The organism is Bacteroides sp. An269 (assembly GCF_002159755.1).
GTDB lineage: Bacteria > Bacteroidota > Bacteroidia > Bacteroidales > Bacteroidaceae > Phocaeicola > Phocaeicola intestinalis.
In genome coordinates this window covers 1-15,668 of record NZ_NFJG01000108.1, presented here as the reverse complement: position 1 = coordinate 15,668, position 15,668 = coordinate 1, and the positions used below count along the sequence as shown (strand labels likewise).

The 15,668-nt window shown below is 45.3% G+C and carries 10 protein-coding genes; 1 reads left to right on the top strand and 9 read right to left on the bottom strand.

Translation table 11 applies throughout. From position 1 onward, the window contains the following. Nucleotides 1-140: 140 nt before the first annotated feature. Entirely contained in the window at nt 141-1,163 is a 1,023-nt protein-coding gene (locus B5F71_RS15790; RefSeq protein ID WP_087212164.1) for an efflux RND transporter periplasmic adaptor subunit, read from the bottom strand. A gap of 196 nt (nt 1,164-1,359) precedes the next feature. Here B5F71_RS15790 and B5F71_RS15785 point away from each other — a divergent pair, with 196 nt between their 5' ends. Beyond that, on the top strand, nt 1,360-2,247 hold the full coding sequence (locus B5F71_RS15785; protein WP_087212161.1) for a helix-turn-helix domain-containing protein: 888 nt from the start codon (nt 1,360-1,362) through the stop codon (nt 2,245-2,247). A gap of 493 nt (nt 2,248-2,740) precedes the next feature. Here the strand turns inward: B5F71_RS15785 and tsf are convergent, their stop codons facing one another. The 8 genes from tsf to B5F71_RS15745 form a co-directional block, all read right to left on the bottom strand. Then, entirely contained in the window at nt 2,741-3,733 is a 993-nt protein-coding gene (gene tsf, locus B5F71_RS15780) for a translation elongation factor Ts (protein WP_087212158.1), read from the bottom strand. A 131-nt stretch (nt 3,734-3,864) separates the two neighbouring features. Continuing rightward, entirely contained in the window at nt 3,865-4,704 is an 840-nt protein-coding gene (rpsB, locus tag B5F71_RS15775) for a 30S ribosomal protein S2 (protein WP_087212155.1), read from the bottom strand. A gap of 219 nt (nt 4,705-4,923) precedes the next feature. After that, the gene (gene rpsI, locus B5F71_RS15770) at nt 4,924-5,310 is read right to left on the bottom strand and encodes a 30S ribosomal protein S9 (protein ID WP_087212153.1); all 387 of its coding nucleotides are present in this window, start codon (nt 5,308-5,310) and stop codon (nt 4,924-4,926) included. 6 nt (nt 5,311-5,316) lie between these two features. Beyond that, nucleotides 5,317-5,778 carry a 50S ribosomal protein L13 gene (gene rplM / locus B5F71_RS15765; protein ID WP_022039235.1) on the bottom strand — a complete coding sequence of 154 codons (462 nt, stop codon included), beginning with the start codon at nt 5,776-5,778 and terminating at the stop codon, nt 5,317-5,319. Between the two features lie 529 nt (nt 5,779-6,307). Then, nucleotides 6,308-8,206, bottom strand: a complete 1,899-nt coding sequence (locus tag B5F71_RS15760; RefSeq protein WP_087212149.1) for an arabinan endo-1,5-alpha-L-arabinosidase — start codon at nt 8,204-8,206, stop codon at nt 6,308-6,310. A 73-nt stretch (nt 8,207-8,279) separates the two neighbouring features. Then, entirely contained in the window at nt 8,280-10,052 is a 1,773-nt protein-coding gene (locus B5F71_RS15755; protein ID WP_087212145.1) for a hypothetical protein, read from the bottom strand. Nucleotides 10,053-10,152: 100 nt separating this feature from the next. Further along, nucleotides 10,153-11,910: a RagB/SusD family nutrient uptake outer membrane protein gene (locus B5F71_RS15750; RefSeq protein WP_087212142.1), complete on the bottom strand. Its 1,758-nt coding sequence runs from the start codon at nt 11,908-11,910 to the stop codon at nt 10,153-10,155. 25 nt (nt 11,911-11,935) lie between these two features. Beyond that, a complete protein-coding gene (locus B5F71_RS15745; RefSeq protein ID WP_087212139.1) occupies nt 11,936-15,145 on the bottom strand; it encodes a TonB-dependent receptor in 3,210 nt (1,069 codons plus the stop codon). Nucleotides 15,146-15,668: the final 523 nt, after the last annotated feature.

Here is a 15,668-nt window from a genome sequence, read left to right as displayed (position 1 = left end):
CTCCTGTTCTTCGTCAGATAGCCCGCTATCTTCCTCATCACAGAAGCGAAAATGCCTCAAAAACTCATCCCAAATCATCGCACGATAAATTCAAAACAGCTTCTAAGAATGAAAACAGCATATTCTTCATTCTTCGTTCTTCATTCTTCATTTATAATTGTTCCGTTGCATACCTTCTGCTGGCCTTCCACAATGATGCGGTCGCCGGCATTCAGCCCGGAAGTGACAATGACCCCGTTTCCGGAAAAACCGCCGCAGGCAATCACCCGCTTTTCTGCAACACCTTGATTGTCTACCCATACGAACGAACAGTTCTGTTCATCAAGTTGCACGATACGTGCCGGTATCACCACCTGTGCTCCTGCGTTTCCACCCGCCAGACTGACTTCTGCTACCATGCCCGGCATCAGAGAACCATCTGTATCCGTCACATCCAGCTTCACTTCGTAAGAGCGCGACATCGGATTGGCAACAATGCCTTTCTCGCTCACCACACTTGCGAACACCTTATCTCCCAGCGCAGGCACTTTGATGACCGCCTGCTGGCGCAAGGCGATGCTGCCTATCTCGGCTTCGGGCACCGCTATCTTCACTTTCAGCTGGCTCACTCCCACCAACTTACCCACTGCCATGCCGGGCACTACGTTCTGCCCTACCTCTACCGACTTATCAGCTATCACACCGCTAAAGGGTGCGTACAGCTTACAGTCCTTCAAGTTCTTCTGCGCCACTTCTTCCATCGAGCGTGCCTGCTGGAGTTTGCTCTGCACCTCTACCCACTGTATCTCGGGCAAACTGCCTTTGTCGTGCAGTTCTTTCATACGCCGATAGGCATCTTCCGCCTGCACCAGCGTGGCTTTTGCCGCATCATAACTGCTCTGCATCGACGTTGGGTCTACCGAAGCCAGAAGCTGCCCCTTCCCTATCCGGTCACCCAACCGGAAATGAACAGCTTCTACCGTTCCCATTACCGAAAAGCTGAGCGGCGTGCCTGCCGTTTCTTCTACCGTACCCGAAAAGCAACGCGTGCCTTCAATCGCCGCCGGAGCGACCTGCATTGTTTTTACCTTAACCACATCTTGCGTCTTCTGCTGTTCTTCCTGACCGCATCCTGCAAGCAAGAGTACAGCGGCGCACACCGGCAAAATAACCTTTTTGTCCATAGTTACTGTTTTAAAATTCTGCGCAAAGGAAACAAGTTTAGTCCAAATTACATGGCTTTATTTTCCTTGATAAATGTTCTATTTTCCAACAATACAGCCAAATAAGACAAACAGAACAGTCTTCAAGAGATTGGAATCAGGTCTTTTCAAGAAATAATGACTTATTTTGCCACAGCAAACAAAAGAAAATAAGAACATGGATATCACACAAGGAAATCTGAACACAGTAGCGAAAGAACACATCGCTACCTATTGCGACAACCGGCTCGCCCTTATCGATGACTTACATACATTAGGCCAAACCAATGCCGTCAGAGTAGAATTCATCATAGCTGCCCTCTGCATCAAAGGGAGAGCCTCGCTCTACATCAACGGCGAAGCCTATACGATGAACGAATACGACCTGCTCATCTGCCACCCCAACATCATATTGGAAAAAAGTATGGTCAGTGCAGACGTACAGTTCCGCTGCATCTGCATGTCGCCAGAATACATCAGCCAGCTTGCAGTAATTTCGAACAACAGCTGGGATATCCTGAAATACCTGGAACAGAACCCCATCCTCACGCTAAAACCCGAAGAAGCCGACATGTTTCGCCAGTATTATGACTTGCTCCGTTCGAAACTGACGGGCATTCCGCTACGCCATCAAAAAGAAATCGTCGACTCACTGATACAAGCATTCCTTTACGAATTTCATGACGCCATGGAACGCTTCGGGAAATTCACAACGCCTACCTATTCTTCCAGCGAACGGCTGTTCAAAGAGTTCCTGCACCTGCTTGTCTCATCGTATCCCAAGCCGCGGATGGTAGCGGTTTATGCCGACAAACTGCACGTCACGCCCAAATACCTCTCTGCCGTATGCAAGGAGATATCCGGAGAAACCGCTTCCGACATCATCAACCAATACGTCATCAAAGACGTGCTCTATCTGCTGAAGAAATCGGAAAAAAGCATCAAGGAAATCGTCAACGAGCTGGACTTCCCCAACATGTCTTTCTTCGGGAAATACGTAAAGCGCTACATTGGAGTTTCTCCCAAACAATACCGGAAACAATTAGCAGAAAAAGAAACAGAATAGAATGCGGTAAAGAAAGAAGGCCAAGAAACTGTTTTGAATTTCGACAAAAAGTTTTTCTTGGCTTGATGTATCCGTTTTCGTGCGTGCTTTGGACGATAAATTCAAAAACAGCTTATTTGATAAAAATTTGCCGAGGATACGGAAATAATACCCTCACCTTACCATTTGCTTTTCCTGCATAAGCCGGTTGCGTAGCAAGATGCATACCAGTCCTCGCATAATCCTAATATGCTAGGACTGCAGTCCTAATAGATATAGGACTGCAATCCTGACGCATCAAAACTGCAATCCCAGTAATATAGGACTGGCTAAATGATTAATTGCCTTTTCCTATGCAATCATAAGTAAGTGTGCAAAATGAAATGAAACGACGGACAAATCCTTATACCCGATGAGATTCCATCGACAAGAATATAGAAACAGATTCCGCAAATAAAAAAGAGCTGCCCTCTCAAATATTGAAGACAGCTCTTAAAATCTTTAACTACAACAATTATTCAGCACGCAAAGTGAAGCGTTTGAATTCTGTTACCACCAATTCCGGATCTGCAGCTTTCAATACTTCTGCAACCGTCTTTTTCGGGTCCATGATGCTTTCTTGCTTCAGCAAGCAAACTTCTTTCAAGAATTTGCCCAAACGGCCTTTCGCAATATTTTCAATCATAGCCTGAGGCAAGTTGGCAGATTTCTCGGCAGCAACTGTCGCTTTGATTTCTTTTGCTTTGGCTACATCTTCGGCTGTAATCCAACCCTTAGCCATGTTGCTTTCCATGTGCTCTTCACTGTCTACGTGAGCCGGATTGATACCGGCTTTCTTCAAAGCTGCATCTACCGCTTTCTGCACTTGTTCAGCCTTTGTCTTTTCAACAGCTACGTTGATTTCTTCTTGTTTCACAGCTTCGGGAACGCCGTCTTCATCAATAGCAATCGGGTTCATAGCTGCAATCTGCATGCAGATTTCGTGAGCCACCTGTGCATCGCATACTTTGTTGAAAGCAACGATTGTACAAAGCTGGTTCTTGTTCATGTGATTGTAAACGGCAGTACAAGCACCCGATACGAAATTGTAACCATCCAACTCGGTCTTTTCGCCAGTCACACCACTGCGTTCTACCACTGCATCTGCAATCGTACCATTACCCATCGGCAAAGCTTTCACTTCATCCAAAGTCTGGCATTTGTTTGCAATAGCAGCATCCAGAATAGCCTGAGTCAATGCTACGAAATCAGCATTCTTGGCAACGAAGTCGGTTTCACATTTCAAGGCAATCATTGCAGCATAATCACCGGTAGACTTAGCCAGTACACAACCTTCTGAAGTTTCACGGTCAGAACGTTTTGCAGCTACTGCCTGTCCTTTTTTACGGATAATTTCCATTGCTTTATCGAAATCGCCTTCAGATTCTGTTAAAGCGTTTTTACAGTCCATCATACCAGCTCCTGTCATTTTACGGAGCTTGGTGATATCAGCCATACTTACAGCCATAATAATCTTGTTTTATTTAAATGAATAATAATCGTTCTAATGCAAATTGAGAGCTGAGAACAGAGAATTGAGAATCGCTTTATTTAGTAACTCTCAACTTTCAACTCTCAACTCTCAATTAAAAATTATATTTAAGCTTCTTCGTCTTCCTTAGAGATGAACGCAGCAGCCTTTGATGCATTGATGGCATCTTGCTCAGCCTTGTCCATACGAGCCTTGGCAGCTTTCTTCTTCGGAGCTTTCGGAGCATTTTCACCGGCAGCTTCCATATCTACCTTTTCAGCTTTTCTTTCTTCCAAACCTTCAGCCATGGCACCGCAGCAAGCATCAAGAATCACTTCGATAGATTTTGTTGCATCGTCATTAGCAGGGATTACATAATCCACATTGTTCGGATCTGAATTAGTATCTACGATACCAAATACAGGAATACCCAAACGATTTGCTTCGCGGACAGCGATGTTTTCTTTCATCACGTCAATCACGAACAATGCAGACGGCAGACGAGTCAAGTCAGCGATAGAACCCAGGTTCTTTTCCAATTTGGCACGCTGACGTGAAATCTGAAGGATTTCTCTCTTCGAAAGGTTTGCATATGTACCGTCGTTGGTAAGCTTATCAATAGTAGCCATTTTCTTTACAGCCTTGCGGATAGTAGGGAAGTTGGTCAGCATACCGCCCGGCCAACGCTCGATAACGTAAGGCATGTTTACAGATGCAGCTTTTTCTGCTACAATCTGTTTTGCTTGTTTCTTAGTAGCAACGAACAGGATCTTCTTTCCTGATTTTGCAATTTGTTTCAAAGCTTCAGCAGCTTCGTCAACTTTGGCAACGGTTTTGTTCAGGTCGATGATATGTATTCCGTTGCGTTCCATAAAGATATAAGGAGCCATTGCAGGGTTCCACTTTCTTTTCAAGTGTCCGAAGTGGCAACCAGCCTCCAATAAAGTATCAAAATTTACTCTTGACATGTTTTAATTGTTTAATCGTTTACTTTCTTTTTTGTTTGTAATGAACCAACTGCCGGGTAGTCTCTCCACAAACCCCTTGCAGGAAGAGTCCAGACAGTTTAGATACTAAACGCCTTTTTAAGTTTTTGAGTTTTTAAGATTTTAAGTTTTGTGAGTTTAAGCCTCCATACAAGCCTTATAAACTAAAGAACTAACAAACTTAAAAACTAAGAACTCAAATTAACGTTTACTGAACTGGAATCTGCGGCGTGCTTTCGGACGACCCGGTTTCTTACGTTCAACCTCACGTGAATCACGAGTCATGAAACCTTCTGCACGAAGTGCCTTCTTGTCTTCCGGATTGATTTTCACCAATGCGCGGGCGATAGCCAGACGCAAAGCCTGAGACTGTCCAGTAAAACCACCACCGTTCAGATTTACTTTGATATCATATTTTTCAGCCACTTCCAATTTATTCAACGGCTGTTTTACTACATATTGCAGAATAGGAGATGGAAAGTACTGTGCAAGGTCTCTCTTGTTAATAGTAATCTTTCCTGTACCTTCGCTAACGAAAACACGAGCAACTGCGCTTTTACGTCTGCCTAATGCATTTACTACTTCCATGCTTGATTATTTAAGTGAATTAATATCGATTAACTTCGGAGACTGAGCTTCATGCTTGTGCTCAGCACCTTCATACACATACAGATTACCCAACAGTTTGGCACCCAGACGGTTCTTGGGGAGCATACCTTTTACAGTACGTTTCATCAGTTTTTCTGCACCGTTAGGCTTCTGCATCAAACGAGCCGGAGTAATTTCACGCTGACCACCCGGATAACCTGTATAGCTCAGGTAAATCTTGTCAGTCCATTTGTTACCTGTAAATTTCACTTTACTTGCGTTAATGATAATCACATTATCGCCACAATCTACGTGAGGGGTAAAGTTCGGTTTGTACTTACCTCTCAAAAGTTTCGCAACTTTAGCACCGAGACGGCCTACAACCTGATCGGTAGCATCTACTATGACCCACTCTTTGTTCACAGTAGCCTTGTTTGCAGAAATGGTCTTGTAACTTAAAGTATCCACTCTTAAATTGGTTTTAAAATGTTAACTACTAAAAAACTATCCTCCACGCTCCTCCTTTCCCGGACAAAAGAAAAAAGAAGGTATCAGATTTTAAATTATACTATTTGATAATAATCGGCTTGCAAAGGTACGGCTTTTATCCGAACCCACAAAGAATTTAGGTATTTTTTTCTTTTACAGATGATTGGCAAGGCAAAACCGACCAAACAAAAAAGCTTCCGCACCTGCCCTTATCCAAAGGTATACAGATACGGAAGCTGCAAGCCGAGCACTCCGGCACAAAAAATTTTCTATCTTTCCTTGTTTGCCTTGAGTGCAAAAGCACACTGTAAGATTAATAATCTTACGGCGTGAAGATTAATAATCTTACAGCCTGAAGATTATTAATCTTGCCAGACTTACTGCCAAATTATCACGCGGTAAATGTTTCTTAAAGATACAAAGAAAGCTGCCCCAATTCATTATCGAGACAGCTTCTTCATCTTCCGGCAGGCATGCTCACACACCATGCCGCTTATTTCCGAATATATCACTTGCTTTTTTTACCCCAGTAAGTTTTATAATCATCACCATAGCCGGCATAAACGATAGTATGGGTTCTGGGGGATGCCTCCCAATCGGTTTCACGCTGCAAGTAAAGTTCTACCCCATTATCCAACGTCAGGATACGCTTGCTGCTGTCATACGTCCACGTAGCTCCTTCCCAGTCGCCTGCAGTTACGGTATGGTCTGCGGCAAGGGTCATCGTGGCTGAAGTCTTCTGTTCTCCATAAGCGTATGACAAATCGATGTTCTCCCAATTACCTATCAGCTCGCTTTCAGTAATCTCCACCTGCGGCACGGCACCGTAACGTTCAGGCATCACTACCGGCCAGCCATCTTCGGTCCATCGTATGCAACGCACCTGCCCCATCATAATGGCATTGGAAGCATTGATTCCCGGTACATCTACAGGGAATCTGCCTTGCGAAGCGAAATACCAGTTGCCTTCACCATCATCGAACACACAGCAATGCGAAATACCTACCCAGCCATCGTTGCCATTGAACTTATACGGATGAGTCAATATCGGGAAAGCTTCGCCTCCAACGGTTGTCACATCCGTACCGTCCATGCCCACATAAGGACCTGCAATATTCGTGGAACGCACTACACGGGTATTGTAGGGCACCTCCAATGCATCGTATGCCAGGAACAGGTAATAATACCCATCGTGATAAATCAGTTCCGGACCTTCTGAACCTTGCCAGCGATTACCCATCTGGCGGGTAGCTATCAGTTGTCCGTATGCAGCGATGTCTGCATCCGTACCCCACGGATCAGGCAATTCAGCCTTTACCTTGCCCGTTGCTTCGTCAAGTTCTACCAGTGCGATGCCGCTATGCCAAGAACCGTATGCCATGTAGTGGCGTCCGTCATTGTCAATGATATAGCTGGGGTCGATAGCGTTCCATTTATAATAGCAGTTTGCCCAATCGGTTGCCGGGACATTGAAGTCCAATCCCTTATCCGAAGCATTGGTAATGACATAGCCCTTGTCTTCCCAACCGTCGTTGTTTGCCGGATTGGAATTCTCCATCAAGCCGATGAATGCACGTTCGCTCCATGTTCCGTCACCGCTTAACGTACCGGGACAGACAATGGAATAATACATACGATACAATCCGTTCCGCACTTTCCGTACGCAAGGTGCCCAATAGCCGAAGTCAGCCTCATCGGCTGTAGTCGGTTCCAATCCCATAGCTGCACGGATCTCATTCAGTTTCAGGATAACCCAATCGGGCAGGCTCTGCATCGTACCTCCCAAGTATTCCCAATCTACCAAGTTTTGCGAACGGCGTCCATGGAAATGCCCACCTGCCATATGAGCGTTGCCATACGAAGCATCAGTCTGATACATGTAATAATACCCGTCTTCTGCAAGCACCACAGAAGGGTCATGCACATTGCTCAGGTTCCAGCGGCTACGGTTCGTCCAGTCAGCGATGCTGGTATAGTTATCCTCATAAGCGGGAGCTACATAGTTCGCAAGCTGTTCGTCGATGGGCTGGCTTTCGGTGGTAGCTTCCAGCGCATCCGAGTAGGTGTAACGGCTGTTGCCATATACGAATGCGCGAATATAATAAGTGGTATTGCCCATCAAGCCTGAAATGGTGGCACTGAAATTTTCGTCTGCTTCTACCATATTGTCATTGACAGTAGGAGCCTGCGAATTGGCACTGTAACAGAACCCCCTCCGGACAATGCTTCCTGTATTACCGGTTACCGAGGAAGCTACAGTCAGCGAAGTGCCTGTACTTGCGGTTACTTCCGGTACAGCTACAGTTACATCGCTACTTTGATTGTATTCTACTTCGTTGTCATCCGAACAGCCTACGAATGTAAAGACGGCCAACAAAGATATCCAAATTAATGATAACTTTTTCATGTGTGTCAAGTTTAAAAATCATGCCATCCCCCTATTAGAGGGGACGGCATGAATAGAATAAGGAAATGAAAAATTATTCACCAAAAACAAGATGGCTTCCGTCTACCGTCAGCGCAAAGTTCAAGTCTTCAGGATCGATGGTAGTGATACCCAAATAATATTGGATAGAAGTTGTGCCATCTGTTCCGTTCATGATAGCCTGAACATCGGCAGTACCATTGCCACAGTTGGTTACATAAACCGTAACTTCTGCACCGTTCATGGTAGCAAGCCAAGCAGCCCAGTCGGGTTGACCGCCACTGAGACGGAGATTGGTGTTTCCATCATATCCGGCACCCCAACCATAGTTATCAGCACGGACAACTCCATATTCTACAGTCGTATCAGTCTTACGAAGAACTACTACATAGTTGTTCCAGTTGCCAGCCAAGCTGCTGTAATTTGTGAACGTAATCGATTTAGTTTCGCCTGAAGGCACGTTGAAGTCATCAGAGAATGCACCCCAGAAAGCAGTTGAATTATCTTCTGCTCCTACGATAGCCGTACTATTTGTTACTTCTGACACTGCAGATTCGGCAACGGTAACCTCTACCGTAGCAGTCACTCCTTCGTCAGCAGTAATGGTAACGGTATGCGTACCTACTGTAGCCGGAACTGTAGAGAATGTCAGTCTTGAGTTATCAATCGTTCCTGTTCCTCCACTTACATAAGTTGCTGTCACTTCCATGCCAGTAGGGTCAAAGGCTAACGTACGGTCTGTCATTCCTTCGGTTGCTGCCGAAGTATAATAATAATAGGTAGTACGGGAAGGTTGCGTGGTCACTTCAATGGAAGCTATTTGTTCTACCAATTCAAATGTAGCACTTGCGATAACCGGCTGGTCACAGTTTTCACCTTGTTGGGTCTTGTTATAAGCTGCAACCAAGTTCTTTATACCCGGTGTTTCCATATCAGGAATAACCGAGAAGGTTAGTTCGGAAGAAGCTACAGTAGCCGTTACCCCTTCTTCAAAGGTAACAACGGCCGATACATTAGCTATTACAGAGTCGAGTGGCGTACCGATATTGACAATTTCGGGCACACCTTGCAATTCCATCGATACGGGATTCTTATCATCAGCAGAAGTAAGGCCGCCGATAGGTTCAATATTGGTCTGCAAGAAATTGATGTAAGAACCTTCAGGCACCAAGTAACAGCGGATATTGGTATTGCTTTCATCAGCATTCAGATTCACAAGAGCAATCGGTTGGTTATAAGTCTTGGTAACTGTACCATTGGTCATTCTGACACTGAATGCTCCCTCGACAGAACGGTCAACAGTAAGTGTTACCCTTCCACCCAATTGGGCTATACCTTCATCAGTATCGGTCTCGAAAGTGAGCGTACTTTGAACGTAAGAGCGGTCGATATAATCTCCCCATTCGGAGTTTCCCGAAGGCTGATTATCGTAGCGTATTGCCCCATATTCCAAATAGCCTTCGCCTTCACGATCAACATCATTGCAAATGATTAATGCAAAATTCTTATACGTATTCGATGCGTCAGGATTAATATTCAGGTTGAACACTGCATTCCACTTCTGACCATCGGGGATTACATAATACTTAGAGAAAACAGTCCACCAGCCTGTACTGTAATCTGTACTTCCGATAGTATACACATCTTCCATCATACCTTCCAGTTCTTCATCGCCGGAATTTTGCGAATTGGCTATAGAATCCACCTTTTCGGAAAGCCAATCGGGCGAGTCCACCTCATAAAAGTGTTCGTCTTCACAACCGGCCAATGCCAGCAATCCCAAGACAAAAGAGCCGCAAACGGTTGCTATTTTATTGAAATGTTTCATGGTCTTATAATATAAAATTAGTAATTGATTAAGGCCTCTCCCACCCTAAGCAGCCGGGAGAGCACCCGTTTTTATTTTGCTAATTGTCAATTATCAATTGTCAATTATTTAAGTCCACAACCGGACGTACCGTCCAACCGTTGTCACGGAAGTAAGAAGAGTTGTCCGTACTGTAGTTAGCCGAGTTACCTTGCAGGCTCGGATTTTTGTTGGTCAACGTCTGCTGGATAGGCAAGAATTCATGTCCCTGTACGTAGGTATCGAATCCACTCTTCAATTCCGGGTCAGAACCAATGTTGCTATAGTCAACCGGAAGCATCACTTTGCCCGGATCATTCGTAATGCGGACTACAGAGTGTTCCTTCATCTGCTGCAAACGGCCTGCATCGTAGAAGAAGCCCCAACGGATAAGGTCAAAACCACGACCATACTCGCAACCGAATTCTTTCGGACGCTCTACATTGGCAATCTGCTCAAAAAGCTTATCGGCTGTATTGAAATCAGCAAGTTGCAAATCGGGTAAATCCACACGACCGCGTACTTCATTAATCCAGTTAATGGCACGCTGGGTAGGCCCGTTCACTTCATTCTCGCATTCTGCGGCACGAAGCAATACATCCGAATAACGCATCAGGCGGACATTGATACCATCGTGCAAACCTGTAACCACTGTGCTATACAGACCGGTACGGAGGTTGGTGTATTTAGCGACAGGAATACCGCCGTAACTGTTATTGGTACGGATGGTATCGGAAGCCGTAATAGGTTGTGTATAGGCTACGTTACCATATTCGAAACCTTCCCAATCGGCTTCATAGGTACCCAGGGTCCAATAGAGACGTGGGTCAAGCGTACCATTTATTGTACGTTCGCTCTTGAAGAGGTCGTACAGCCAGTTGGTAGCCGAAAGGTCGGCCCATCCACCGAAATCACCCGGAGCAAAGTTACTTTCGATAGCCGAACCTTGCGTAGCATTGGGACTGGTATTTACCGGTGTCCATTCGTCATCGGTGCCCTGCGAGGCATAATCCAAGAATTGGATTTCGAACAAGCTTTCTTCGTTGTTTTCGTATGCAGAGCCTTCGCGGAAGTTATCGCCATAGTTATCCATCAACCGATACGTACCATAGCGACCGCTGATAATGTCTTCCAGCACCGTAAGCGCTTCGCTAAACTTGTGACGCACCATCAGCGTACGGGCATAAAAACCAGCCGCTGAACCACAAGTGGCACGACCGCCAGCCCATTCACCGCCTGTATCACGCGAAGGCAATAATTCCATAGCCTGTTGGAAATCGGCTTCCACTTGGTCGAGCACTTCATCGTAGGTGCTATTGGTACCGTAAAGTCCGTCCAGTGAAGAGTAGGTATCATAACTTGTAATCAGAGGCGGGTTTTGGTAATAGCCTGCCAAGTTATAGTAAGACAATCCGCGGATAAAGAGCGCTTGCCCTTTGATGCGTCTCAGGTTTTCCGAAAGCTGGCTGTTATCTTCGCCTACGCGGGAAAGGATAAAGTTGCATACGTTGATGGTGTAGTACCACTCACGCCAGGGCCACCAGGCAATATCACCTGTAACCAGTACGGTAAAGTCGTCAAATTCCATGTACCATACTTGCGAAGAGTTCCACACTTCATCGCCACGGCACGCGTCGATGGTATAGCCTACACGGGCATACGACCCTTCCATACGCATGTGGTTATAGGCAGCAATCACACACTCCTCCAAGTCATCGACTGTATTGCCGAAAGTAGCAGTAGTTTGTTGGTTGGGATTCACCACATCCAAATTATCCATGCACGAAGTCAGTGTTCCGACTCCAAACAGGAAAGCAAGTGAATATTTTAATAGTTTCATACAATAATGTTTTTAGCAGTTAGAATTAGAATGAGAAATGAAGGCCACACATAAAGGTACGTGCCGTCGGGAACGAACAGAAGTTATAACCCGGAGTAAAGGTACCTCCAGCATAGTCTACATTGTATCCTTTGTAACCGGTAAACGTGTGGACGTTTTGTGCCGACACATAGAGGCGGACATCTGATACATATTTGCCGAACCACTTGTCGGGGAAGTTATAACCCAACTCGATATTGGCAATCTTCCAATAAGCGGCGTTCTGAATCTTACGTTCGCTGAACAAGTCGTTCCATGCGTAAGTCGCACTGTTTGTTATGTAGGTACGCGGTACATTCGAAATATAAGTAGAACCGTCTTCACTCCAACGGTTGGCATCCAGTATCGCTACATCCTTGTTGCCATAGCCATAGCAAGAGTTAAGCGAGTTGTAAATGTCATCAGCCACGTGGTAGTTCAAGGCACCAAAGGTAGCAATGCTCAGGTCAAAGTTCTTGTATTCGAAACGGAAATTCAAGCCGAAGTTGATTTTAGGCAGACCGCTGCCCAATACCACTTGGTCGTATTCATTGATTACACCGTCGGGAGTGCCGTCGGGACCGCTGACATCCTCATACAGGCAATCGCCCACTTGGGCACCTTGCTGGGTAGCATGGTTGTCAAGGTCTGCTTGTGTACGGGCAATGCCTTCGTATCTCCATCCATAGAATTTACCGATTTCTTCACCTACCTCCGTAATATAAGCTCCACTAATATAGGCTTCATCCGTAAAACCTAACGAAGTGACTTTATTTTTCAGCGTACTAAGGTTGGCCGATATTTCATATTTGAACGCATGGTCGCGGTTGCGGTAGGTAGCAGCGAACTCAAAACCGGAGTTGTCCATCGAGGCGGCATTCATCGTAACGGTCGTATTCGATACACCTGCCTGTTCGGGTACAGGAACACTATACAGCAAGTCTTGGTTGGTATTTTTATACCATTCGGCGGTGAACTCTAAGCGATTGTTGAAGAAAGCGAGGTCGATACCTACGTTGTAAGTTTTCTTCTTTTCCCAAGACAGGTTGTTGTCCACGAAGGTAGAAACGGCAGAACCGGTCACGGCAGAGTTATTGAAGCTATATGTCATATTGTTACGTGACATCACCGCCTGATACATATATTCACCGATGTTCTCGTTACCCAATTCACCGTAGCTTGCACGAATCTTAAACAAGTTCACAACGTTCGGGTTAAAGGGGAAGAAACTTTCCTTATCGAAGCGCCAACCAATAGAAACAGAAGGGAAGGTACCCCAACGAATGCCCTTTGACAAGCGCGAGCTGGCATCCCGACGAACCGTAGCCGAGAACAAGTAACGGTCATCGAAGTTGTAGTTGACACGGCCAATGTAAGAGAAGATGGCATGCTTGTAGTCGTAACTGGAAGAATAGGTGTTCGCACCGTTCTGCAGCTGGAGGAAATAAGGTTCAGTGTAGTTAAGTCCCCAACCGTTCAATGTATTGGTATGTTCTTCTTCATACGTCTGACCGGCAACGATATTCAGATGGTGTTTGCCAAAGGTACCATCGTAGGTCAAGATGTTTTCAATCAATGCAGTAGAATAGTCACGCGAAGCTTTTTCCAAGCGCTCGTTGCTCTTTGCCAAATACACACGGTTACTCTGTATCCATGCAGGAATCCACGTGAAGTCTGAGCAGTGCGTCTTGCTGTAAGACAGGTTGATGCGGTAATTCAGCTTGTGATTCTTGCTTTCGATGCCCAGCATCTTGAGCAAGTCCACATCGGCAGATCCTGTACCCACGAAACGGTCTACACGCGTATTGCGCTGCAACAGGTTGTTGACCAGCAACGGGTTAGAAGCCGAAATATCACCATGGATATTATCGTAATAAACACCATAGCCGTAAGCATCGTAATTATAGCCGTTGGCAGCTCCTACCTGACCATCGAGCACCCAAGTAGACGGGTCGTAAGCCATGATGGTAGGCTGCATCAGCAAAGTGGAACGTAACACGTTGCTCACGTCACCATACAATCCTTGCACATACTCGTTCGCATTAGACAATGCCATGTTATCCTGGTCGGAATGTGAATATACTATACTGGTCTGGAATTTGATGAACTTGGTATCCATGGTGTTGTTGACACGCGCGGTGAAACGTTCGAAGTTCGGTCCGGCTCCTTCCAGTGTTCCTTTCTGGCTATAGTAATCCAACGCTACGTTATAGGTATTATTGGCACCACCACCCGACAGGTTCACATTGTGATTTTGGCGGATACCCGTCTTGAACACTTCGTCAAACCAATCTGTATCTGTATCATCCATAAAATGATAAGTACCTGTCGCATTATCGACAAGGTATCCACCCGGCAACGGCGTATTGGAATTGGAAGCCGCCTGCCCCAAATACTGGCTGTACTGGTCGGCATTCATCACGTCGTAAACCCCCGAAGGAATATAGTCCACACCGAAATAGCCATTGTAATCCACCTTCAAGGGCTGGTCTTTCTGACCGCGCTTCGTGGTAATGATAATCACACCGTTGGCTGCACGCGAACCGTAGATAGCGGCAGCAGATGCATCTTTCAACACTTGGATTGTCTCAATATCATTGGCAGAGAAGTCACGGATAGACGTTCCCATAGGCACACCATCAATGACATACAGCGGAGCCGTACTACCAAAAGAACCGATACCACGAATACGTACGGTAGGGTCGGCACCCGGCTGACCGTCGGAAGTAATCTGCACACCGGCAACCTTACCTTCCAGCATGGTAGAAATGTTGGAATTGGATGTACGCTTCAATTCCTCTGCATTCACTACGGCTACAGAGCCGGTCAAGTCGGCTTTCTTCTGCGTACCGTAACCTACAACGACAACCTGCTCCAGCATCTGATCGTCCGGATCCAATTGGATTGGATCAAGGATTGCCCGGTTACGGACAGCAACCTCTCGGCTTTTATACCCCACAAAACTAACTACAAGAACAGCATTACCCGGAACGTCCAATTCAAAATTGCCGTCCAAATCGGCAGTTGTCCCTCCTTTTCCATCTTTAATCATAATCGTAGCTCCCAACAAGGGCATGCCTTGTTCGTCAACAACCTGACCTTTCACCTTAATAGTCTGTGATTGTGTCACAGCAGCCATAGAGGGTGCAGCATATACCGCTGTACCTCCCAAGGCACACAAGCCAAGCATTGCGGAAAAAATCAATTGTTTTCTCATTTTTCAATGGTATTAAATTATCAATAAATAAAACTCTTCCTTGCCTGTATAAAATCTCTTCGCAAATACCATCACCGGCAGTTCTGAAAAACATAAGTCTTCTATCTATACACCTTAATTATATAATAAGATGAAGGAAATCGAATCCGGCAAATACTGCCTACGACACTGATGAGTATGTTTTCGTTATTTTTCATAGTCGGGAAATCTTTAATAAATAATTAGTTGTTTTTATAGTATTTTCAAAGGTAAGCGATTCTGGTTAAAACAGAGGTAGACAAATGGATATTATTGGTGGACAAACCAAAAAATCAACTATCATACAAAAATAGAAGCCAAACAAAAACACTTCCCTACCGATTCACCAAGTCTTACAGAAACAAACTGATAATCAATACAATTACTTTAAAACAAAAAACAGTTTCTTCTATGTTGTAATCCAAATATCCAGAGAATTTTTTTATTTTATTAAAGGTTTTCATTAGCTTTGTAATCAAGGAGTTGAAGAGGATGCAAGCTCTGC